This window comes from Paludibacterium purpuratum (assembly GCF_004363805.1).
Taxonomy (GTDB): domain Bacteria; phylum Pseudomonadota; class Gammaproteobacteria; order Burkholderiales; family Chromobacteriaceae; genus Paludibacterium; species Paludibacterium purpuratum.
Genome location: NZ_SNZP01000023.1, coordinates 1 through 22401, shown reverse-complemented (window position 1 = coordinate 22401; position 22401 = coordinate 1). Strand labels below are relative to the sequence as shown.

At 60.4% G+C, this 22401-nt stretch carries 22 protein-coding genes; 18 read left to right on the top strand and 4 right to left on the bottom strand.

The window, feature by feature from the left end:
- The coding region (locus DFP86_RS19505; RefSeq protein ID WP_208108407.1) for a hypothetical protein at window positions 1-191 on the top strand (191 nt) is incomplete at its 5' end.
- 140 nt (window positions 192-331) lie between these two features.
- Here the strand turns inward: DFP86_RS19505 and argJ are convergent.
- Complete coding sequence (gene argJ, locus DFP86_RS19050; RefSeq protein ID WP_133684280.1) at window positions 332-1549, bottom strand: bifunctional glutamate N-acetyltransferase/amino-acid acetyltransferase ArgJ; 1218 nt, start codon at window positions 1547-1549, stop codon at window positions 332-334.
- Window positions 1550-1626: 77 nt separating this feature from the next.
- Window positions 1627-3438, bottom strand: coding sequence for a DNA helicase RecQ (gene recQ, locus DFP86_RS19045; protein WP_133684278.1), 1812 nt, complete (start codon window positions 3436-3438; stop codon window positions 1627-1629).
- 261 nt (window positions 3439-3699) lie between these two features.
- Between recQ and DFP86_RS19040 the strand changes: the two genes are divergently transcribed.
- Genes DFP86_RS19040 through DFP86_RS19025 form a run of 4 tightly spaced genes read left to right on the top strand, consistent with a single transcriptional unit; the run spans window position 3700 to window position 8544 of the window.
- On the top strand, window positions 3700-4176 hold the full coding sequence (locus DFP86_RS19040) for a surface-adhesin E family protein (protein WP_133684276.1): 477 nt from the start codon (window positions 3700-3702) through the stop codon (window positions 4174-4176).
- Between the two features lie 43 nt (window positions 4177-4219).
- The gene (locus DFP86_RS19035) at window positions 4220-5002 is read left to right on the top strand and encodes a ParA family protein (RefSeq protein ID WP_133684274.1); all 783 of its coding nucleotides are present in this window, start codon (window positions 4220-4222) and stop codon (window positions 5000-5002) included.
- An 11-nt stretch (window positions 5003-5013) separates the two neighbouring features.
- The gene (locus DFP86_RS19030; protein WP_133684272.1) at window positions 5014-7581 is read left to right on the top strand and encodes an ATP-binding protein; all 2568 of its coding nucleotides are present in this window, start codon (window positions 5014-5016) and stop codon (window positions 7579-7581) included.
- Window positions 7582-7596: 15 nt separating this feature from the next.
- Window positions 7597-8544 (top strand): ATP-binding response regulator, encoded by a 948-nt coding sequence (locus DFP86_RS19025; protein ID WP_133684270.1) that lies wholly within the window; start codon window positions 7597-7599, stop codon window positions 8542-8544.
- Here DFP86_RS19025 and DFP86_RS19020 read toward each other — a convergent pair.
- Window positions 8462-10744, bottom strand: a complete 2283-nt coding sequence (locus DFP86_RS19020; RefSeq protein ID WP_133684269.1) for a DNA internalization-related competence protein ComEC/Rec2 — start codon at window positions 10742-10744, stop codon at window positions 8462-8464. The genes DFP86_RS19025 and DFP86_RS19020 overlap by 83 nt on opposite strands.
- A gap of 106 nt (window positions 10745-10850) precedes the next feature.
- Here DFP86_RS19020 and DFP86_RS19015 point away from each other — a divergent pair, with 106 nt between their 5' ends.
- The 13 genes from DFP86_RS19015 to murA all read left to right on the top strand — a co-directional run bounded on the left by DFP86_RS19015 (window position 10851) and on the right by murA (window position 21179).
- On the top strand, window positions 10851-11651 hold the full coding sequence (locus tag DFP86_RS19015; protein ID WP_133684267.1) for a class I SAM-dependent methyltransferase: 801 nt from the start codon (window positions 10851-10853) through the stop codon (window positions 11649-11651).
- A gap of 107 nt (window positions 11652-11758) precedes the next feature.
- On the top strand, window positions 11759-12955 hold the full coding sequence (gene dapC / locus DFP86_RS19010; RefSeq protein WP_133684265.1) for a succinyldiaminopimelate transaminase: 1197 nt from the start codon (window positions 11759-11761) through the stop codon (window positions 12953-12955).
- Between the two features lie 37 nt (window positions 12956-12992).
- Window positions 12993-13814, top strand: a complete 822-nt coding sequence (gene dapD, locus DFP86_RS19005) for a 2,3,4,5-tetrahydropyridine-2,6-dicarboxylate N-succinyltransferase (RefSeq protein ID WP_133684263.1) — start codon at window positions 12993-12995, stop codon at window positions 13812-13814.
- A gap of 176 nt (window positions 13815-13990) precedes the next feature.
- Complete coding sequence (locus DFP86_RS19000) at window positions 13991-14809, top strand: ABC transporter ATP-binding protein (protein WP_133684260.1); 819 nt, start codon at window positions 13991-13993, stop codon at window positions 14807-14809.
- Window positions 14802-15587 carry a lipid asymmetry maintenance ABC transporter permease subunit MlaE gene (mlaE, locus tag DFP86_RS18995; RefSeq protein ID WP_133684258.1) on the top strand — a complete coding sequence of 262 codons (786 nt, stop codon included), beginning with the start codon at window positions 14802-14804 and terminating at the stop codon, window positions 15585-15587. The genes DFP86_RS19000 and mlaE overlap by 8 nt, the downstream gene beginning before the upstream one ends.
- A gap of 10 nt (window positions 15588-15597) precedes the next feature.
- Window positions 15598-16092: an outer membrane lipid asymmetry maintenance protein MlaD gene (gene mlaD / locus DFP86_RS18990; RefSeq protein WP_133684256.1), complete on the top strand. Its 495-nt coding sequence runs from the start codon at window positions 15598-15600 to the stop codon at window positions 16090-16092.
- Between the two features lie 34 nt (window positions 16093-16126).
- On the top strand, window positions 16127-16756 hold the full coding sequence (locus tag DFP86_RS18985) for an MlaC/ttg2D family ABC transporter substrate-binding protein (protein WP_133684254.1): 630 nt from the start codon (window positions 16127-16129) through the stop codon (window positions 16754-16756).
- A gap of 3 nt (window positions 16757-16759) precedes the next feature.
- The gene (locus DFP86_RS18980; RefSeq protein WP_133684252.1) at window positions 16760-17038 is read left to right on the top strand and encodes an STAS domain-containing protein; all 279 of its coding nucleotides are present in this window, start codon (window positions 16760-16762) and stop codon (window positions 17036-17038) included.
- Window positions 17038-17844 (top strand): MlaA family lipoprotein, encoded by an 807-nt coding sequence (locus tag DFP86_RS18975; RefSeq protein WP_133684250.1) that lies wholly within the window; start codon window positions 17038-17040, stop codon window positions 17842-17844. The genes DFP86_RS18980 and DFP86_RS18975 overlap by 1 nt, the downstream gene beginning before the upstream one ends.
- 137 nt (window positions 17845-17981) lie before the next feature.
- Window positions 17982-18881 (top strand): ABC transporter ATP-binding protein, encoded by a 900-nt coding sequence (locus DFP86_RS18970; RefSeq protein WP_133684248.1) that lies wholly within the window; start codon window positions 17982-17984, stop codon window positions 18879-18881.
- Window positions 18881-19636, top strand: coding sequence for an ABC transporter permease (locus DFP86_RS18965; RefSeq protein WP_133684246.1), 756 nt, complete (start codon window positions 18881-18883; stop codon window positions 19634-19636). Before DFP86_RS18970 ends, DFP86_RS18965 begins: the two co-directional genes overlap by 1 nt.
- A gap of 27 nt (window positions 19637-19663) precedes the next feature.
- Window positions 19664-19912: a BolA family protein gene (locus DFP86_RS18960; RefSeq protein ID WP_133684244.1), complete on the top strand. Its 249-nt coding sequence runs from the start codon at window positions 19664-19666 to the stop codon at window positions 19910-19912.
- Window positions 19913-19922: 10 nt separating this feature from the next.
- A complete protein-coding gene (gene murA / locus DFP86_RS18955; RefSeq protein WP_133684243.1) occupies window positions 19923-21179 on the top strand; it encodes a UDP-N-acetylglucosamine 1-carboxyvinyltransferase in 1257 nt (418 codons plus the stop codon).
- Window positions 21180-21216: 37 nt separating this feature from the next.
- Here the strand turns inward: murA and DFP86_RS18950 are convergent, their stop codons facing one another.
- On the bottom strand, window positions 21217-22125 hold the full coding sequence (locus tag DFP86_RS18950) for a LysR family transcriptional regulator (RefSeq protein ID WP_133684241.1): 909 nt from the start codon (window positions 22123-22125) through the stop codon (window positions 21217-21219).
- Window positions 22126-22401 lie beyond the last annotated feature (276 nt).

Genomic DNA, 22401 nt, shown 5'->3' with positions numbered 1-22401 from the left:
CGAAGAAACCCGAAGGTTACTTTCTGTCTCTTGCAGTGCAAGTGTCGGCTCTTCCCGGCACTCACACCTATCGGTTGTTCTGTTTGTTAAAGAGCGGTGCTGCGTTTGTTGCTGCAGCGGAGAAGGCGAACTATACGCGCCACCAAAGGGTCCGTCAACACCGTTTTTACAGCAAAAAGCCCTACCTCTAGAAATCATTTCGCAACACAATGTTTTATATGAATTTCTTTATTTTCGGCTGTGTCATTGCTTTGGCGAAAGACAGGCAAAACCTCTCGCTCAGCATGACAAAGCCGCCTCTAGGGCGGCTTTGTCATAAAGGCTGACGCCCTCAACTGCGATAGTCAGCATTGATGCGAACGTAATCATAGGAGAAATCACAGGTCCAAACACGCGCCTGGGCCGCACCGCGATGCAGCAGCACGCGCACTTTGAATTCAGCCTGATTCAGCACAGCTTGCCCCTGCTCTTCGCGATAGTCTGGGTGGCGCCCTCCTTGGTGCGCGACCAACACATCATCCAGGTAGAGTTCAAGTCGGTCGACGTCCAGATCGTTCACGCCGGCATAGCCGATAGCGCACAGTAGCCGCCCCAGATTGGGGTCGGAGGCAAAAAAGGCGGTCTTGACCAGAGGGGAGCGAGCAATAGCGTAAGCAACCGCCTTGCATTCCGCCACGCTACGGCCGCCTTCCACCTCGACCGTTACGAACTTGGTGGCGCCTTCGCCATCGCGAATGATGGCTTGCGCCAGCTCAGTCGCCACGTCGAGCAACGCCGCTTTGATGGCCTGATAGTCGGCCGAGTCGGTCGAGTCGATCAGTGGCGCCTGGCTCTTGCCGGTGGAGATCAGAATGAAGCTGTCGTTGGTGGAGGTATCGCCATCGACCGAAATGCAGTTGAACGATGGATCGCAAACCTCCTTGACCAACTGATTCAGCACGGGCCGGGTGATGGCTGCGTCGGTCGCCACGAATCCCAGCATGGTGGCCATATTAGGATGGATCATGCCTGCACCCTTGGCGATCCCGGTCACTGCGACGGGCTCGCCGCCGATACTCACACGACGGCTGGATGCCTTGGCCATGGTATCGGTCGTCATGATGGCATGCGCCGCCTCGGCCCAGCTGGCCGGCTTGCGCGCCGGCAATGCCCGAACGATTCGATCGGCCGGTAACGGCTCGAGAATCACGCCGGTAGAGAATGGCAGAATCTGCTCCGCCTGGCAGCTCAACTCGTCGGCCAACGCCGCGCAGATGGCGCGCGCGCGCTGTCGGCCTTCCTCGCCGGTGCCGGCATTGGCGTTGCCGGTATTGATCACCAGTGCGCGAATCTGCACGCCGGCATCGAGGTGCTGCTTGCAAAGTTGCACCGGCGCCGCGCAGAAGCGGTTTTGGGTGAACACGCCGGCAACGGTATTGCCCTTATCGATATGCATGACCAGCACGTCGCGGCGATTGGCGTATTTGACGCCGGCTTCGGCCACGCTTAGTTCTAGCCCTGCAATCGGCAGCAGAGTATTGTCATCCAGAGGTTTCAGATTGACTGCCATCGTTTGTTCTCCCTTTCCCGCAGTACCAGACCGGCCATTGATCTTGTGTGATTTTCAGCCCGCCAATTTTGAATGATTTATTCGCCGCCCGTCGACTCTTCCCCGATTTGCCGCATCAGGTTGAGCAGATTGTCGCCATAGCGTGCCAGCTTGAGTTCCCCGATACCATAGATGTGCGCCAGCTGGTTGCGATTGAGAGGCTTTTCTTCGACCAATTGCCGCAAAGTGCGGTCTGAAAAGACGGCATAGGCCGGAACATTATGCTCGTCAGCGACTTCTTTACGCCAGCGGCGCAACTGCTGCCACAGGCGCTCCTCCCGCTCGGTACGCAGCCAGCGGTCGGCCTGGGTGCGACTACCTCGATCCTTGTCGGCCAACGGCCGTAGTTGGATGGCTTCCTGCCCCTTGAGTAACGGTCGGCAGAGCTCGGTCAACACCAGCGACTGCCCCCTGACCACGTCGACTTGCAAGATCTTGCGCGCCACCAACTGGCGGATCACCGAGCGCCAGGCGCGTTGGTTCAATTCGCGGCCGATACCGAAAGTCGACAACTGATCATGGCCGGCAGAGGTGACCCACTGGTTGCTACGCCCCAGTAGGACATCGACGACATGACCGGCGGGATAGCGTTGCCCCACCCGATAGATGCAGGAGAGCAACTTCTGCACCGCCGTCGAAGCATCGAAGGTGATCGGCGGCGACAGGCAGTTGTCGCAGTGGCCGCATGGCGCGATGTCCTCGCCGAAATGGGCCAAAATCTGTTGTCGACGGCAGCTGGCGGTTTCGCAGATGCCTAGCATGGCGTCCAACTTGGTGGATTCGACCTGCTTTTGCTGCTCGGCCATCTCCGATTCCTGGATCATTCGACTGAGCTGCACCACGTCGTTGAGTCCATAGCACAACCAACTGACGGCTGGCAGGCCATCGCGTCCGGCCCGACCCGACTCTTGGTAAAAACTCTCCGGACTCTTGGGCATGTCGATATGAGCCACGAAGCGTACATCCGGCTTATCGATCCCCATACCGAACGCCACGGTAGCGACCATCACCACGGCATCGTCACGCAAAAAGGCTCGTTGGTTGGCTTCGCGAACTTCATGGCTCAGACCAGCGTGATAGGGCAAGGCATGGATGCCGTTCTCGGCCAGCCACTCGGCCGTTTCCTCCACCCGCTTGCGCGACAGGCAGTAGACGATGCCCGATACGCCTGGGAATTCTCCCTGGATAAAGCTCAGCAATTGTTTCTTGGCGTTGTGCTTTTCAACCACCTGATAGAACAAGTTGGGGCGATCGAAGCTCGACAGGAAGACCGGACTCTCCTGCAAGCCCAGGTAATGTTGGATATCGGCCCGGGTCGGCAAATCGGCGGTGGCGGTCAACGCCAGCCGCGGTACCGAGGGGAAGCGCTGCGCAAGGAGACCGAGCTGTTGATATTCCGGGCGGAAGTCGTGCCCCCAGTGGCTCACGCAGTGTGCTTCGTCGATGGCAAACAGCGCTAAGTTCAGCGAGTCGAGAAAATCGAGGAAGCGCGGCATCAATAGCCGTTCCGGCGCTACATACAGCATGTCCAGCGTACCGGCTCGCGCCTGGCGCGCAATGTCGCGCGCCTCATCCGCCCCAGTGGCCGAATTCAAGCAGGCCGCAGCGACGCCGACTTCGGTCAGCGCGGCGACTTGGTCTTGCATCAGCGCGATCAACGGCGACACGACAATACCGACCCCCGGGCGCATCAACGCCGGGATCTGATAGCACAGCGATTTACCGCCTCCGGTGGGCATCAGCACCAGCGCATGCCCGCCCGCGGCCACATGGGCCACGATCTCGGCCTGCTGTCCGCGAAATGACGGATAGCCGAAGATATTCTGGAGTAGAGTGTTGGCGTCCTGCATCTGGGGAGCTTGAATCCTGAAGAAGGACGTCATTGTACGGGAAACCCGCTTCCAGGGCATGAGAGCAAAAAGAAGCCACTCCCTATTAAGGAAGTGGCTAAACAAGATTTGGAGACAATGTGAAACGAGGAAAAACGCTCTCGTCCGATAAAAGACCCACCACCATCCTGTAAAGTTCCGTCGATTGCGAAAGAATTTTCCCCGGTTGGCCACAGCGCCCCGCTGTGCGACACTTGGCACGGTTTATCAGGAGAATCTGCAATGCGTAACCCAATTCTTGCGTTGGCTCTGACTGCGGGCTTGCTTGCCGGCTGTGCCACGCAACCGGTTTCCCCGATGCGGCCCGGCAAACTCCCCGCCTCGGAGGTCACGATGCCAAGCGCCGACTGGGAAAACATCGGCGTATCGCCCAACGGCAACATCCTGCATGAAATCGACAAAATGTCGATTCAACGCCAGGGCACGCAAGTCACCTATCGCGAGCGAAAGACCATTTTCGACATTCGCAAGGAAGACTTTATGAATACGCCACGTCACAAAGTCTCCATCAATACATGGCAAATTGACTGCCAAGCCAATACTTATCGCTTAGTCGGAATGAATTTGTTTGATGAAACAGGCAGGCAGGTGGCAAGCTTCACCTATAATGACAACCAGATAAAACCAACGCCGGTAGTGCCGAACTCCGCAAGCTTCCAGCAGATGCTGTTCGTGTGCCAGAACGCATCCGCGGGTTGATGGCGTCAGTCGGTGCGACTCGGCTTGCTCCAAGGGGGTATGAATGGCGGCAATCCGACGAGTGGTCTTCAATCAGAAGGGTGGAGTCGGCAAGTCCACTATCACGGTGAACCTGGCAGCCACTGCGGCACGGCAGGGCCGGAAGGTGCTGGTGGTCGATCTCGACCCGCAAGGCAACAGCAGCCATTATCTGATGGGTGCGCCGGCGGGCGAGCGCCATCTGGGCGGCCTGTTCGACCAGTTCTTGAACATCACGCTATTCGGCAAGCAGGCGCACGAATTCATCGAAGAAACGCCGTTCGCCGGCCTGCACCTGCTAGCCTCCCACCCCAGTTTGAGCGACATGATGGGCAAGCTGGACGCCCGGCATAAGATTTTCAAGCTGCGTGAGGCGTTCGATGCACTCGATGAAGAGATCGGATTCGACGAGATCTGGATCGACACGCCGCCTGCGCTCAACTTCTATACGCTCTCGGCGTTGATCGCCGCTCAGCGCTGCCTGATTCCTTTCGACTGCGACACCTTTTCGCGCCAGGCGCTGTACGGGCTGATGAACAGCGTGGAAGAAATTCGCGCCGACCATAACCCACAGTTAGCGATCGAAGGCATCGTCGTCAATCAGTTCCAGCCACGCGCCAGTCTACCCGCGCGCCAAGTGGCGGAGCTGCGCGCCGAGGGACTGCCGATTCTTGACACACCGCTGTCCGCATCGGTTCGCATCCGTGAGTCGCACGAGGCCTCTCGCCCCATGCCCTATCTCGATCAACGACACAAATTGACGCTCGAGTTCGACCAACTCTATCGGCAATTGAACGACGCGGCCTGAGCGATACGGCGATGAAAGTGTTGCGGCGGCCCGGACTGATCGTCATGGCCGGCCTGTTGGCCGTTGCCCTGCTACTGTCCGAATATTGGCTACTGCAAGCCGGCGTCGCACAACGCGATGCCGAGCGCTATTCCATGTGGGGTACTTATAGCCTCAACAGCCTGACGATCCGACTGAATGCCGCACTGGATTACGCCACCGTGCTGGCTGAACCATCCAATGGTGACCCCCAGGGATTTTCTACCGTTGCGCTAGCCCGGATCAGCGCCAGCGCCACCCATCCCAACAGCCCATTCAATGGCGTGGCCCTTTTGGCTCAAGTACCGGCGCCCCAACGTTCCGCTTTTGAAGCCGCCATCAACGGCCCGATCCAGGTGCTGCGCAATCGCCACCTCATTCCCAGCCCGTCCAAGCCCGAATATTTCCCGGTAATCAGTTATTTGCCGGACGATGCCAGCGGTTTTCCGCGTGGGCAGGATCTCGGCGCACTGGCCGGCTGGGAGCAATCGCTCAACCATGCACAGCACACCGGCATGCCCGTTCTGGTCGCCCATCGCATCAGCGACACCAATGCCAGTCGACTCTATATCGTGGTGCCGATAGCCCAAAAACCGCGGTTTCTGCTGTTCAATCTGGATCTTGAGCGACTGCTCTTCATGTCGCTGCCGGACGGCAGCCCCTTCCAGAGCCGGCTTCGCTTACTGGTCTGGGCCAAGATCAACAACCAGCAGCCGCTGCTGCTGCTCGATTCGCGGCCGGAACAAGGTCGACCGGCCGATGCCCCGACCGCCAGCCTAACCACCACGATCGGCGACATGTCCCTGCAGTTCGGTACCTACCACCTGACGACGCCCGGCATCTTGCCGCTCGACGACAACGACGTGGGTATTTTGTCGCTCACGGCCATCGCGTTGTTATTGCTCTTCGCCTTGCTGTTCACGCTCGCCCGACGCAATACGCAGTTCCGGACACAATTGGCGGCACAAAAGCTGCAGTTGGCACAAAATAATCAGTTGCTACGTCAGCAGATTGCCGAACGCATCGCCTCGGAGCATGCCCGCACCCAAAGCGAGATGCGCCAGAACGCCATCCTGCAAGCAAGTGCCGACGCCATCATGCTCGCCGACCATGACGGCACCATCACCCACGTCAATCCGGCTGCCGCGCGGTTGATCGGCCAACCGGCCGAGTCGTTGCCTGGCTTGAGTATCGGCGCGCTGTTCCCCGAACTCTACGATAATAGCAAGCAGGACTTTTCTGTCATTGCCGCCAATTTCGAAGGCATGCCATTCGAGTCGCAACTGATCCGCAACGACACCAGCAAGCTGCCGACCGAGCTATCGCTGTCTCAGGTCACGCTGCCGGACGACCAGTTCTATTTGATCGTCTGTCGCGACATCAGTCTACGTAAGGAACAAGAAGCCGCACTGATCCGGTTGAAAAACAGCCTGGCGGAACAAGTCGAGATGCAGAGCCGGCAACTGGCGGCATTGCTCGACGCAAGCCCCTTGGCCATGGCCTATATTGTCGGCCGCAACATCAAGCAGGTGAACCATGCTTTCCTGGAGCTATTCGATTGCGACGAAGTGCGTGCCATCAATTTCACCACTCGCCAGTTCTACCAAAGCGACGAACAATACGAGCGCACTGGGCGCTTGCTCTACCATCTGCTCAACGAAGGCAAGGTAGTGACGACCGAGCTCCGTTTACAGACGGGGCGCGGCAAGCTGATTTGGGTTCGTTTGCATGGCAAAGCCCTCAACCCCGCGGTCCCCGGTCTAGGAACCATCTGGGTTTACCAGGATTTCTCGGCCGAGCGTGCGGCGGAAGAGGCTCTGCGCACCGCCAAGGAACTGGCCGAGGAATCCAGCCGTTCCAAGACCGAGTTCCTGGCCAATATGTCACATGAACTCCGCACCCCGATGCATGCCATCCTCGGCTTCGCCGAAATGGGCCAGAGCAAAACCGAACAAGGTGGGCAAGAAAAGATTCAGCAGTATTTCAAACGCATCCTATCCAGCGGCAATCGGCTACTGTCGCTACTCAATGACTTGCTCGATTTGGCCAAGATGGAAGTCGGTCGTATGGAGTACAAACTGGTCGACGACGACTTGGCCCGTCACCTGCACGAGGTTTGCGACGAACTGACCGGCATGGCGGAAAGCAGCGACATCCGCATCGAGACCGACATCGAACCGCAACCATTGATCGCCTGCTTCGACAGCGTGCGCATCGGCCAAGTCATGCGCAACTTGCTGACCAACGCCATCAAGTTCAGCCCTCCGGCCAGCAGAATTCTGGTCGATGCGCGCATTGTGCAAAACGCCGGCTATCCGGTGGTTCAGGTTCGGGTAATCGACCAGGGACCGGGTATCCCCGCCAACGAGCTCGAATCGATTTTCGACAAATTCATCCAGAGCAGTTCGACCAAGACGGGCGCCGGCGGCACTGGCCTCGGCTTGGCGATCTGCCGTGAAATTGTCCATGCCCACCAGGGCGAAATCCGTGCCGACAATACGCCGGAGGGTGGGGCGCAGCTCTGCTTTACTTTCCCGCTACGACCGCGTCATCCCCTTTGAAACAGGAGCACCGCCATGGCCCATACCTTGCTGCTGGTCGACGACGAACCGTTCAACCTCGAACTGATGAGTGAGCTGCTGGAGGATGCCGGCTACCAAGTCCAGACGGCCGAAAGCGGCGCGGAGGCCTGGCGCCTTCTGGAAAAGGAGGGCGATCGCTACTCCTCCGTACTGTTGGACAAGATGATGCCGGGCATGGATGGCTTCGAGGTTTTGCGGCGCATCAAGGCCAATGCGCAACTGGCGTTTCTCCCGGTCATCATGCAAACGGCCGTCGGCGCCGCGGCCAGCGTTCAGGAAGGCCTATCGCAAGGCGCCTTTTATTACCTGACCAAACCGTTCTCGCGCGAGATGCTGCAAGCGGTGGTCGCCGCCGCCGTCAGCCACTGGGATCGGCATGCCTATTTCCGCGAACTGGCCAATCAGCAGGCGGAAGCATTAGGCTATCTGAACGAGGCATTCTTCACGTTCCGCACCCACAAGGAAGCGCAGTGGGTCACCGCCATGCTAGCCCGCGCCTGCCCGCATCCAGAACGGGTGGCCACCGGCCTGTTCGAATTACTGGTCAACGCCATCGAGCACGGCAATCTGCAACTCACCTATGCGGAGAAAACACGGCTGCAGGCGGAGGGCACGTGGGAGGCCGAGCTGGAGCGACGGCTGAACGACCCGACGCTCGGTCAGCATCAAGTCACGCTACACTACCGCCGAAGCCGGGAGACCATCAGCTTTACCATCACGGATCAAGGCGCCGGTTTCGACTGGCAGCACTTTCTCGACACAGAAGCGATTTCCTATCTGGAGAGCCATGGCCGCGGCATTCTGATTGCGCGCAAACTCTCGTTCGACGATGTGCATTACCAAGGCAACGGTAACCAAGTTACGGCCGATATCTGGCTGATCCGCCCGACGCCTCCGGCATCGGACGCCAATGCCGCGGCGCCGTCAGCCGATACCCACTGACCGTCGGTGGCGCAGAAAAATCCAGTGTGATCGCGCCCAACCGATCCGTACGCAACGCGGCCGTGCCGACGGCACGATAATGTCGCAACACCAGCGGATGGGGATGGCCATAGCGATTGCGCCAACCGGCGCTGATCACGCTCCAGTGCGGGGCGACCGCTTGCAAAAAGGGCGGCGACGACGAAGTTCGGCTGCCATGGTGCGGCGCAATCAGCGCCGTACTGGCCAGTCCGCGACCATGCCGAGCCACGAGTTGCGCCTCGACCTCCCGTGGAATATCGCCGGCCAGCAATAACGAACCATGAGTCCCCGACACGCGCAACACGCAACTATAGGAATTGTTGCCGCTGTCGCGCCAGTGCTCGTCCGGCCACAACAGCTCGAAACGCACGCCGTCCCATTGCCAACGCAGGCCGGGCCGGCAGCGTCGATACGGCATGCCAAGAACGTGAGCACTCTCGGGTTGCCCGACCCACAAGACACCGATCGGCAGCGCTTCCACTAGGCTCGGCGCACCGCCATCGTGATCGGCATCATGGTGCGACAACACCAGCGCGTCCAAACGCCGCACGCCCGATGCCAACAGATTGGGCAATACCACCGCCTCCGCCGCCGGTAGGCCGGTGTCGTACAGCAGATCGTGCCGCGTGGTGCGGATCCATACCGACAACCCCTGCCCGACATCCAGCACCGTCGCTCGAAACTGCCCGGCCCCCGGCCTGGGCGGTGCATACGACAGCAGCGGCGCCAACAGCAACGCGCCGAAAAGGCGGCCGGCCCATCCCAGCGGCGCAATGAGCCATAACGAGCCCAACATCCCCAAGGCAAATAGCGGCCAGGGCGGCGACGGCAGCGACCACATCGGCGCGCCGGCACACCAGGTGATAAAGACATAGAATCCGCTGCACAGCCAGGCCGTCAGATGGAGCAACGCATCGATAGGCAAGGCGGCGGCAAGTAAGCACAGTGGCGACACCAATGCCGAAATCCAAGGAATGGCGACCAGATTGGCCAACGGAGAAATCAACGGCAAGGCGGCGAAAAAACCGACCAGCGGCACCACCGACATCACACTCGCCGCCCATTGTCCCTGTATCATGCCGCGCCATTTATCCGGTGGGCGCCGCCGTCCGACGCTCACCGTCATCAGCGCCGCCACCAAGCCAAACGATAGCCACAGGCCGGGGAAATACACCGCGAACGGGTCGAACAACAACACGGCCGCCAATGCCAGCCACCAGATACGGAACGGCGTCAGCGCTCGACGCCAGCACAACAGCAGGCATGCCACCGCCAACATGAAAAACGTGCGTCGGGTCGGCACCGACCAGCCGGCCAACAAGGAATAGGCGCCCGCGGCTGTCAAGCCGCTCAACGCCACCCACACCCTAGGCGCGATTCGCCCGGCGGGCAGTCGACGTAGCCATTGTCGCATTGTCCAGGCGACGAGCCCGGCCACCATGCCGACATGCAATCCCGAGATCGACACTAAGTGTGTCACCCCGGTTCGGGCGAATAGCTGCCACTCGGCACGGTCGATGTGCTGTTGCGCGCCGACGGTCAACGCCGTCACCAGCGCCGCTTCGCGTGTGTCGCCCAGCACCCGTTCGATACGTCCGGCAATCCGCGCGCGCAGCCGATCCACCCGGGCCGCGCCATCTTCGGCATCGCCCAGGCGCCGTGGCAAGCCAATGACCTGGCCGCTCGCCAGAATGCTTTGCGCCCATAACCAGGCTTCGGCGTCGAAGCCATACGGATTGGCGGTCGCCCTTACCGGCTGCAGCCGGATGCGCGCACGCCATCGGCTACCGGCCGGCCAAAGCTCGCCGCCCGCCACATGCACACGGATCAATGACGGCATAGGCATCCGGCCCGCGGCATCGGGCTCGACCCGCACCAGCACCCGAAAACCATGCCGCCCCCGCACCGGCAAATCGCGCACCGTCAACACCCGCTCCACCGTCTGACCATCCAACGCCGCCGGCAAGCGCATGGCCAGGCGTTGCGCCGCCTGCCACACCGCCCAGGCCAGCCCAAGCGACAGCCCCGCCGCCAACCACAGCGCGGGGCGCACCCATGTAGGCAACCCGCGCGACGACGGCCCCAACACCGCGCCGGCCAACAGCCAACGCCAATCCGGCAGTTCGGCCAGCCAGATACACAGCGTCACGCCGGCGACAAATCCCATTAACGCACTCATGACCGCATGGTAACCGTCGCTCGGCGCCTTGCCTCGCTATGACGGTTGCCTGTCCAGGCTGCATGTCGTATCGTGCCAGCGCATCCATTCTCAAGGCCCGACCGCCATGCCCACCACACCGCTTTTTTGCGCCGACGGCGCGCGTCGCGAACGCGCAAGCCAATTGGCCGAACGTTACGCCCTACCTCTGGTGCGGCAACGACCAGAGTCGGGTTACTGGCTGGAACTGGGATTCGAGCGACTGGCGCTGGTTACCACCGGCAAGCATGGCGCCGTGTTTGCCGAATTCGTCGACGGCGCGGCACGCCATCGGCGCGAACAGGGTGGTGGGCGCGGTCAGCCCGTGGCGAAAGCCATCGGATTGAAGGGGCATCAAGGCACCATGCGCATCGTCGACGCCACGGCCGGTCTGGGGCGCGACGCCTTCGTGCTGGCCAGCCTCGGCTGTGACGTGACGCTGGTCGAGCGTTCGCCGGTGGCGGCGGCGCTACTCGACGATGGGCTTGCGCGCGCCGCCGTGTCGCTAGACACTATGGACATCGCCGCGCGCATGACGCTGGTGCATGCCGATGCCATCCGCTGGCTCGAGGCCCAGGCTGCCGAAACGCAGCCCGACGTGGTGTATGTCGATCCGATGTTTCCCGAAACCGGCAAGAGCGCCGCGGCCAAAAAGGACATGCAGGCCTTTCAGCACGTCATCGGCGACGATCTGGACAGCAGCGCGCTACTGAGCGCCGCGCTGCGATGCGCCCGTCAACGCGTGGTGGTCAAAAGGCCGCGCCTGGGGGCGGTCATCGAGGGCTGGACGCCCTCGGCGCAAATGGAAGGCAAAAGCACCCGTTTCGATATTTACTCGATCAAAGCGCTGATCAGCGCAGGCAAACTGCTCGCACCGGACGCGAGGTAAACCGCCTGGCCGGGAAATCCTTGGACAATTAGAAACGCAGCGACTCGAGGGCTTTTACGCTAAGCTATTTTGGTTCTCATTCAAGCCCGTCTACAGGAAACCGATTCGTGAACCCATTGTTGAAGCGCTTGCACCCCTACCCGTTCCAACGACTGCGCACCCTGTTCGCCGACCTGACACCGGCAGCCGACAAAGCGCCGATCAACCTGTCCATCGGCGAGCCCAAGCACCCCACGCCGGGCGTGCTGTGCGAGGCGCTCACCGGCGCGCTCGGCGGACTGGCCAGCTATCCGCCAACGCTCGGCGCACCCGAACTGCGGCAAGCTTGCGCCCGCTGGCTTCAACGCCGTTACGATATCGTCGCAGACCCCGAGCGCGAGATTCTGCCGGTCAACGGCAGTCGCGAGGCACTATTCTCCTTCGTCCAGGCCATGATCGATCCCAGCGGATCGCAAACGCCTGTCGTGATATCGCCCAACCCCTTCTATCAAATTTACGAAGGCGCAGCGTTGTTGGCCGGGGCCGAACCCTGGTACGTCAACTGCGTGCAGGAAAACGGCTTCCAGCCCGACTGGGCCGCCGTGCCGGATGAGGTATGGCGCCGAACCCAGGTGGTCTTCGCCTGCAGCCCGGGCAACCCCACCGGTGCGGTCATGTCGCTCGACGATTGGCGCCGGCTGTTCGATTTGTCCGACCGCTATGGCTTTGTGATCGCCTCGGACGAGTGCTATTCGGAGATCCACTTCGGCCAGCCGCCGTTGGGCGGACTGCAAGCGGCGCGACAACTGGGGCGCGACTTCCAACGCATCGTGATGTTCACCAGCCTGTCCAAACGCTCCAATGCGCCTGGCTTGCGCTCCGGCTTCGTCGCCGGCGATGCGGCCCTGCTGGAAGCCTTCTTGCTATATCGCACTTACCACGGCAGCGCCATGAGCCCGACCATCCAGGCAGCCAGCATCGCCGCCTGGAACGACGAGGCCCATGTCGAAGCCAACCGCGCCGCCTACCAGGCCAAGTTCGACGCGGTCGTGCCGATCCTGGCCGACAGCCTGGGCGCCCAGCATCCGCAAGCCGCCTTCTACCTGTGGCTGCCGGTGCCGGGCGGCGACGACCAGGCCTTCGCGCGCCGGCTCTACACCGAACAGAATGTCACCGTGCTGCCCGGATCCTTCCTGGCGCGCGACGCCCACGGCATCAACCCAGGCCGAGGCTACATTCGCATCGCGCTGGTAGCGCCGCTGGCCGAATGCGTGGAAGCCGCCGGCCGTATCCGGTATCTTGTCAGCCAATCACCACGGAATTGATTTCATGAATCCCCCCATTCCCATGCAAGGACATCATATGCATCCGATTCAGGCACTGATCGACGAATCCTTCGAGCGACGCGCAGACATCACGCCCGCCACCGTCAGCCCGGAATTGAAAGCCGCCATCGACCAAGTAATCGGCGAGCTCGACAGCGGCCGTTTGCGTGTTGCGGAAAAGATCGATGGCCAGTGGGTCACTCACCAGTGGGTCAAGAAGGCTGTTCTGCTGTCGTTCCGCATCCGCGACAACGTGGTCACCGACGATGGCGTAACCCGCTACTTCGACAAAGTACCGACCAAGTTCGGCGACTGGCATGAAGCCCAGTTCCGCGAAGGCGGCTTCCGCGTGGTGCCCAACGCCATGGTGCGCAAGGGCTCGTTCATCGGCAAGAACGCGGTTCTGATGCCCTCCTACGTCAACATCGGCGCCTACGTCGACGAAGGCACCATGGTCGACACCTGGTCGACGGTCGGTTCCTGCGCTCAAATCGGCAAGAACGTGCATCTGTCGGGTGGTGTCGGCATCGGCGGGGTACTTGAGCCGTTGCAGGCCAATCCGACGATCATCGAGGACAACTGCTTCATTGGCGCCCGTTCAGAGATTGTCGAAGGCGTCATCGTCGAGGAAGGCTCAGTGATCTCCATGGGTGTGTACATCGGCCAGTCGACCCGCATCTTCGATCGCGAAACCGGCGAAATCCATTACGGCCGCGTGCCGGCAGGCTCAGTGGTCGTTTCCGGCAACCTGCCGGCCAAAGACGGTAGCTATAGTCTGTACTGCGCTGTCATCGTCAAGAAAGTCGATGCGAAGACTCGCGCCAAGACCAGCATCAACGAGTTACTCCGCGGTATTTGACGCTCTGCTGAACGCCATCGGCCTCTGGGCTGATGGCGTCACACCGGCCATCCTACGGCCATTCGCACAGCATGAATTTTGTTGTCATTTGGCTTCTTTGAAGTAAATCGATAAACTTGTAACTGATACAAAGCTATACAACGAGCCTGTTTATCTCCAATAACGTCGGGTTACCCGTGTCTTCAGATTTTTTTATTGAACTCAGGAACGTCAGTTTCGCCTATGGTCGGCGGCCGATCCTGAAGAACATCAATTTGCGCATCCAGCGCGGACAACTGGTCGCGATCATGGGCGGCAGCGGTAGTGGCAAAACCACCTTGCTGCGCCTGATCTCCGGCCAGTACCGGCCACAGCGCGGCGAAGTGCTGGTCGACGGCAAGGACGTGGCCAAAATGGGCCATGCCGAGTTGTTCGCCCATCGCCGCCGCATGGGCATGCTGTTCCAGTTCGGCGCGCTGTTCACCGACTTGTCGGTGTTCGATAACGTCGCCTTTCCGCTGCGCGAGCATACCGACTTGCCGGAGAACATGATCCGCGACCTGGTCATCATGAAACTCAACGCGGTCGGCCTGCGTGGCACGCAAGAGCTCATGCCGGCAGAGCTGTCCGGCGGCATGGCCCGCAGGGTGGCGCTGGCGCGCGCGATTGCGCTCGATCCGGCCTTGATGCTCTACGACGAACCGTTCACCGGTCTCGACCCGATCTCGCTCGGGGTCATCGCCCTATTGATCAAGAAACTGAACGACGCGCTGGGAACCAGCGCCATTATGGTGACGCACGACGTGCACAAGTCGCTGGACATCGTCGACCACGTCTATTTTGTCGCCAATGGCGAAATCATCGCCGAGGGAACACCGGATCAGGTTCGCGCCGCCGAATCGCCCTGGGTTCACCAGTTCGTCCACGGGGAGGCCGACGGTCCTGTGCACTTCGCCTATCCGGCCGGCCGCGGCCTGACCGACGACCTGGGGATGTTAGGAGACGGTCATGCCTGAATTTTTGATTTCTCCGCTACGCAGGCTCGGCCACGCCAGCATCAACGCCATCTGGCGCTTGGGCTTTATCAGCCGGTTCCTGGTGGCCATCCTGATGTACTCCGGCCAGAGTCTGCTGCGCTTCTCGCTCGTCATCCGCGAGGTCTATTTCGCCGGTGTCCTGTCGCTGATCATCATCATCGTATCGGGCCTGTTCGTCGGCATGGTGCTCGGCCTACAGGGCTACAACACCCTGTCGCGTTTCGGCTCCTCCGACGCGCTCGGTGCCCTGGTCGCCCTTTCGCTGCTGCGAGAACTCGGCCCGGTTCTAGCCGCCCTGCTGTTCGCCAGCCGTTCCGGTTCGGCCATGACGGCGGAGATCGGCCTGATGAAGGCCACCGAACAGCTCGACGCCATGAGCGTCATGGCGGTCAATCCGATCGCCCGCGTGGTGGCGCCGCGCTTCTGGGCCGGGGTGATCTCCATGCCGGTGCTGGCGGCGCTGTTCAACGTCATGGGCATCTTTGGCGGCTACCTGATCGGCGTCGTGATGATCGGCCTCGATCAAGGCACCTACTGGTCGCAAATGAACAACGCCGTCGACCTGCACTACGACGTGGTCAACGGCTTGATCAAGAGTCTGGTATTCGGCATCGCGGTCACGCTGATCGCTGTCTTCGAGGGCTATGACGCCACGCCGACCGCTGCGGGGGTTTCCTCCGCCACCACCCGCACCGTGGTGACGTCGGCCTTGGTCATCCTGGCGCTCGACTTCGTCCTGACAGCCTTCATGTTTTAGGAAAAAACCAATGAAACGCTCTACTATTGATTTGTGGGTCGGGGTCTTTGTCGCCATCGGCATCGCCTGTATCGTCTTTCTGTCACTGAAAGTGGCCAACTTGACTCCGCAGAATGCCAACAGCACCTACGTGCTGACCGCCGACTTCGACAATATCGGCGGTCTGAAAATCAAGGCACCCGTAAAATCCTCCGGCGTCGTGGTCGGCCGGGTGACCAACATCGAACTCGACACCCAGCGCTACGTCGCACACGTGACGCTCGCGCTCGATAAACGCTATCAATTCAGCCGCGATACCAGCGCCGAAATCCTGACCTCAGGTCTATTGGGCGAGCAATACCTCGGGCTAACCGAAGGGGGCGATCCGGATTCTCTCAAATCGGGCGACCGAATCGCCATTACCTCGTCCGCGCTGGTACTCGAGCAACTGATCAGCAAGTTCATGCTTAACTTTGCCGAAAAGGGCGACTCGCATGGCGGTAAGAACGCCAGTGCGGCCCAATGAAGAAAACCTTACTGCTCTGGAATGAAATAACACCATGAAGAAACTGCTCTTTACCCTGCTTTCCCTACTGATCCTGGCGACGCCGGTTTTGGCGCGCGCCGATGCTTCGCCGGTCGATTTCGTACGCGAGAACTCCAAGCAAGTGCTCGACGTACTGAAGACGGAAAATGGCCGCAACACGCGCAAGATCCGCGACCAGATCGAAACGATGGTGATCCCGAAATTCGACTTCAAGCGCATGACCGCCTTCGCCGTGGGCAAAAACTGGCGCGTTGCCACGCCCGGCCAGCAAGACGAACTGACCAATCAGTTCCAAACCCTGCTGATCCGCGTCTACGCGTCCACCATGACGCGCTACAGAAATGCGCAAATCGACGTCAAGCCGAATGCCGTGCTGAACAATAACGGCGCCGAAGCCACGGTACGCACCGAAGTGACGCTGCCCAACAGCGGCAACAGCCAGAAACCGATCTCGGTCGACTACACGCTTTACAAGACCAGCCAAGGCTGGCGCGTCTATAACGTGAGTGTCGAAGGTGCGAGTCTGGTCACGGCTTATCGCAGCCAATTCGATACCGAAGTACGCACCAACGGCGTGGATGGTCTGATCAAGTCGTTGAAAGACAAGAATGCCAAGCTAGCATCGCAAGGTTCGGGTGCCTGATCCATGCAGATCAAGCTCGAAGGCCGGCTCGACATGGACCGCTGCGGCGCGCTAGCGCGCGAGTTGGCCGGCGGCCTGAAGGTGGGAGAGGCGCTGGCGCTGGATTTCTCCGGCGCGGCAACGTCCGACTCCGCTGCGCTGGCACTCATTCTCGAACTACGGCGCACGACGCAGGAGAAAGGCGCCAGCCTGACTCTGCGGCACCTTCCGCGCAGTCTGGCCACGCTTGCCGCCTTGTATGGCATCGAGACACTGATTGATCCGATAACAGAGAGCCCCTGATGAAAGCCATGCCGATCGTGATGCTATGTGCCGCATTGTTGGCGACAGGCTGTGCGACGCATCCAAGCAATCCGCAAGACCCGCTCGAGCCGATGAACCGCTCGATCTATAACTTCAACGACAAACTGGATCGGGCCGTCGCCCAACCGGTGGCCCGGGCTTACCGCCAGGTGACGCCACAGCCGGCACGCACGGGGGTGAGCAACTTCTTCGACAACCTGCTCGATGCCTATAGCCTCGCCAACGATATCCTGAGCGCCCAGCCGGTCAAGGCCATGAACGACCTGATGCGCGTCGCGGTCAACACCACCTTCGGCGTCTTCGGCTTGGTGGACTTCGCCACGCCGATGGGGCTGAAGAGCAATAAAACCAGCCTGGGCGACACCTTGGCGCGCTGGGGTTGGAAAGACAGTCACTACCTGGTGCTGCCGATATTGGGACCGTCGACGGTTCGCGACGGCCTGGGCACGGCAACGACCCTGTACATCGGGCCCGAACGCCGCATCCTCTTCAAGGCGCCCGCCACCGCCAACGTGGCAGACGGCGTGCAACTGGTTAGCAGGCGCGAGCGTCTGCTAGATGTCAGCGACGCCATCGACGAAGCCGCCATCGACCCATACAGCTACACGCGCGATGCCTATTTGCAACTGCGCGCCGCACAGATCGGCGGCGCCAGCCAAGCTTCGGCACCGGCGAGCCAGACACCGAACGCGGACGATCTGGACATCGATCAGTTAGTGACTCCGGATGCCGCCCCCAGCACGGCGCCGTCCAACGTCAAACCGGACGCTTCCGCCCCGCACTGATTAAAGCGCTCGAGCACGGCTTGTCGACAAGTACAGCGTCGACAAGCCGTTCTTTTCTATGCTTTTTCTGTAGATAACTACTGACAGTTATCCATCATACGAATATAATTCGCCTCTCTTTGCCGATGATGAATCCCATGCCCAGCGCAATCGCCATTGAGTCGGTCGGAAAGCATTTCGGTGCGCTGACCGCACTCGATCAAGTCAGCTTTACCGTCGAACCCGGAGAGTTCTTTGCCCTGCTCGGCCCAAACGGCGCCGGCAAAACCACGCTGATCAGCATCCTGGCCGGTTTGTCGCGCCCGGATAGCGGTCGCATCAAGGTGATGGGCTTCGATGTGCAGCGCGATTTTCGCGCCGCACGCAAAAGTCTCGGCGTCGTACCGCAAGAACTGGTGTTCGATCCATTCCTGTCGGTACGCGAGACACTACAATTCCAGTCCGGCTATTTCGGCTTGACGCGCAATCATGCGTGGATCGACGAGCTGCTGTTCAAACTGGGACTGTCGGATAAGGCCGATGCCAATATGCGTGCCCTCTCCGGCGGCATGAAACGCCGAGTGATGGTGGCGCAGGCCCTAGTACATCGTCCGCCGGTCATCGTGCTCGACGAGCCGACCGCGGGCGTCGACGTCGAATTGCGTCAGAGCCTGTGGCATTTCGTGCGCGAACTCAACCAGGTCGGCCATACCATCGTACTGACCACCCATTATCTGGAAGAAGCCCAAGAGCTGTGCAGCCGCATCGCCATGCTGAAAAAAGGCCGACTGATCGCTCTGGAAGATAAGAGCAAGTTGCTGGCGCATAGCGCGCGCCGCGAAGTGGCGTTGACACTGTCCGCCCCGCTGCCCGAGGCATTGCGGCCGTGGCTACGTAGCGTCGAGGGCGATCGCATCGTGCTGCAGTTGGCCGATATCGCAGAATTGGAACAAGTGCTGACCGGGCTGCGCGAGGCCCGTGTCGAAATACGAGAATTGAGCGTCATCGAAACCGACCTAGAAGATGTCTTCGTCAAGATGATGCAAGGGGGCAATTGATGCAGGGCTTCCTAACACTACTGAAAAAAGAGCTGGTACGCTTCTGGAAGGTGTCGTTCCAAACGGTGGCGGCGCCGGTGCTGACCGCATTGCTCTACCAGCTGATCTTCTCCCACGCCATGGCTAACCACATCGAGGTCTACGCCGGCATTCACTACACCACATTCCTGATTCCAGGCCTGGCCATGATGTCCATGACCCAGAATGCCTTTGCCAATGGTTCATCCAGTCTGATCCAGTCGAAAATCACCGGCAACATTGTGTTCTTGCTGCTGCCGCCGTTGACTGCCCTCGACTTTTTCGCCGCCTACCTGCTTGCCGCCGTGGTGCGCGGCCTGGTGGTGGGATTGGGTGTGCTGGTGGTCACTGCCTGGTTCGGACTGCCCTGGCCCGCGCATCCATTGTGGGCGCTAGTCTTCGCTGTGCTGGGCTGTGGTGCGCTGGGGGCTTTGGGCGTCGTCGCCGGGATCTGGGCGGAGAAATTCGACCAATTGGCCGCCTTCCAGAACTTTTTGATCATGCCGCTGACCTTCCTATCCGGCGTGTTTTATTCGATTAACTCCCTACTGCCGTTCTGGAAAACCGTCTCGCACTTCAATCCGGTGTTCTATATGATCGACGGTTTCCGCTATGGCTTTTTCGCCCAATCCGACACGAGCCCATGGCTTGCCTTCGGCGTTGTCGGGTTCAGTTTCATTATCGTCTCGGCGTTTGCCCTGTGGTTGATCAACGCCGGCTACAAGCTGCGTCACTAGGCCCTAACACTCACTTCAGGAACACACATGGTTACCGCTGAACAGGTCAAGCAATATATCGCCGCCGGGCTGGACTGCACCCACCTCGATGTCGAGGGCGATGGCCATCACTTCTATGCCACCGTCGTGTCGGATGCCTTCTCCGGCAAAAGACTGGTCGACCGCCACCGGCTGATCAAGGAAGTCATCAAGGCCCGTTTGCTCAACAACGAAATTCATGCCCTATCCATCGTCAAGGCGCAAACGCCGGACGAATGGCGCCAGCAGCAAGGCTAAAACCCCACCAATGGAAAAACTGCACATTCGCGGCAACGGACCGCTCAACGGCGAAATTCGCGTTTCCGGCGCCAAGAACGCCGCCCTGCCGATTCTTTGCGCCGGTCTCCTGACGTCCGACACGCTCAAGCTGACCAATGTGCCGATGTTGCGCGACATTGCCACGACCCAGCGGCTGCTGCAGATCCTTGGGGCGCGTGTCATGACCGACAATTTGCACCAAGTCGAGATTACGGCCGCCAGCATCGATAACCTCGTCGCCCCCTACGAGCTGGTCAAGACCATGCGTGCGTCGATCTTGGTGCTTGGCCCGATGCTTGCCCGCTTCGGCGAGGCCGCCGTATCGCTGCCAGGCGGCTGCGCCATCGGCAGCCGGCCAGTCGATCTGCACATCAAGGGGTTGGCGGCCATGGGCGCCGAGGTCACCATCGAGCATGGCTACGTCAAGGCACGCGCTAAGCGCCTACGCGGCGCGACCATCGTCATGGGCATGATCAGCGTCGGGGCGACGGAAAATCTGCTGATGGCGGCCACACTGGCCGAAGGCACCACCGTGTTGGAAAACGCCGCGCGCGAGCCCGAGGTATCCGACTTGGCGCTATGTCTGAACAAGATGGGCGCCCAAATCACGGGCATCGGCACAGACAGGCTGGTCATCCAGGGCGTGGATCGGTTGCATGGCGCCGAACATGCGATCATGCCGGATCGTATCGAGGCCGGCACTTTTCTGATCGCCGCCGCCATCACTCAAGGGCACTTGGTGCTACGTCAGACCGCACCGGCGTCCATGGAAGCGCTGCTCGACAAGTTGGTGGAAACCGGCGCTGTCGTCGAAGCCGGCAGCGACTGGATCTCGCTCGACATGAAGCGCCGCCCGCAGTCGGTCAATGTGCGCACACTGCCCTACCCGGCCTTTCCGACCGATATGCAGGCGCAGCTCATGACGCTCAATAGCGTGGCGGAAGGCACTGCCATTGTCACCGAGACGATCTTCGAAAACCGTTTCATGCACGTCCCGGAGCTCAGCCGTATGGGTGCGCAGATCGATGTCGAAGGCAATACCGCCATCATCAAGGGCACCCAACAGCTGTCAGGCGCAACCGTCATGGCGACCGACCTGAGGGCCTCTGCAAGCCTGGTACTCGCTGGACTGGTCGCGGACGGCGACACTTACGTCGACCGCATCTACCACCTCGACCGCGGCTACGAGCATATTGAAGAGAAACTGCGCGCCGTCGGCGCGCAAATCGAGCGTATCGACGGTTGACGACGGGGCGCAAGCAGGACGGTGTACCTGTTGCGCCCTAAAGCCTCAAACTCGACGGTACAACGGCCGCCAATTCATCGATCACGACTCTTAGCTTGCGCGACAGTTGCCGTGCGGTCGGCCAAACGATGTGTACCGGGTAAGCGGCCACTTGGTGGCCATGCAATATTTGCTTGATGTACCCCGACTGCAACGCATCGCCCAGCAGCCAAGTCGGTAGGCGAGCAATGCCAAGTCCCTCCTTCACCGCTGTCAGCATGACGTCCAGATCGTCCATGCAGAACCTGGCCTGCACCGCTGACACCTCCTCCCTGGCGTTAACGAGAAAGCGCCACTCGCCGATGCGATCGGCACGACCATAGAAAATGCCGTCATGTGCCGCTAAGTCGCTCAACGTACGCGGCGTGCCCCGCCGAGCGAGATACGCGGGTGCAGCACACAGCACCAGCTCTTGTTCACCGAGTTTGCGCATTTTAAGACTGCTACTGTCAGGTAGCGGGCCACTACGGACTGCTAGGTCAAATCCCTCCTCGATCAGATCCACACAGCGGTCAGTGAACGACATTTCCAGTTGCAGCCCCGGTTGGCGCTGTGCCAAGGCAAACAGCGCCGGCGCGATGCAACTTCGCCCCAATTGCACCGGCATCGTGATCCGCACCTTGCCAACCGCTTCGTCCCGTCCCTTTGCCAACTCTTCCTCTGCCTGCTCGAGCTCGGCCAAGACTCTTGCACAACGCTGATAAAACGTCAGGCCATCCTCAGTGAGACTCTGACTGCGTGTCGTACGATGGAAAAGCCGGGTGCCGAGCCGCTCCTCCAGCCGTGCCACACTTTTGGCCACGGCGGATCGGGACAAGTGCATACGTTCGGCCGCCGCGCTGAAGTTACCGGCTTCGGCGGCGTGGACAAACGCGGCGACACCGCTGAGGCGATCTGTAGTCGACATATTATTGGCTCCTATTACTCGCCAATAATATGACAAATAACCGATCAAGGCCTGTAATAGTCGTAAACGCGTAGCGTGCATTCGCTGAAGCCAATGCACGGGTTTGAAGGGTATGGAGAATTTGTGCGTTGCTTCGCGAACGCACACTACGCAAGCACCAAAGCAAAAAGCCCAGACCTTGTGGTCTGGGCTTTTCTCAAGAGGCGTCTGGCAGTGTCCTACTTTCACACGGCGAATGCCGCACTATCATCGGCGCTAAGGCGTTTCACGGTCCTG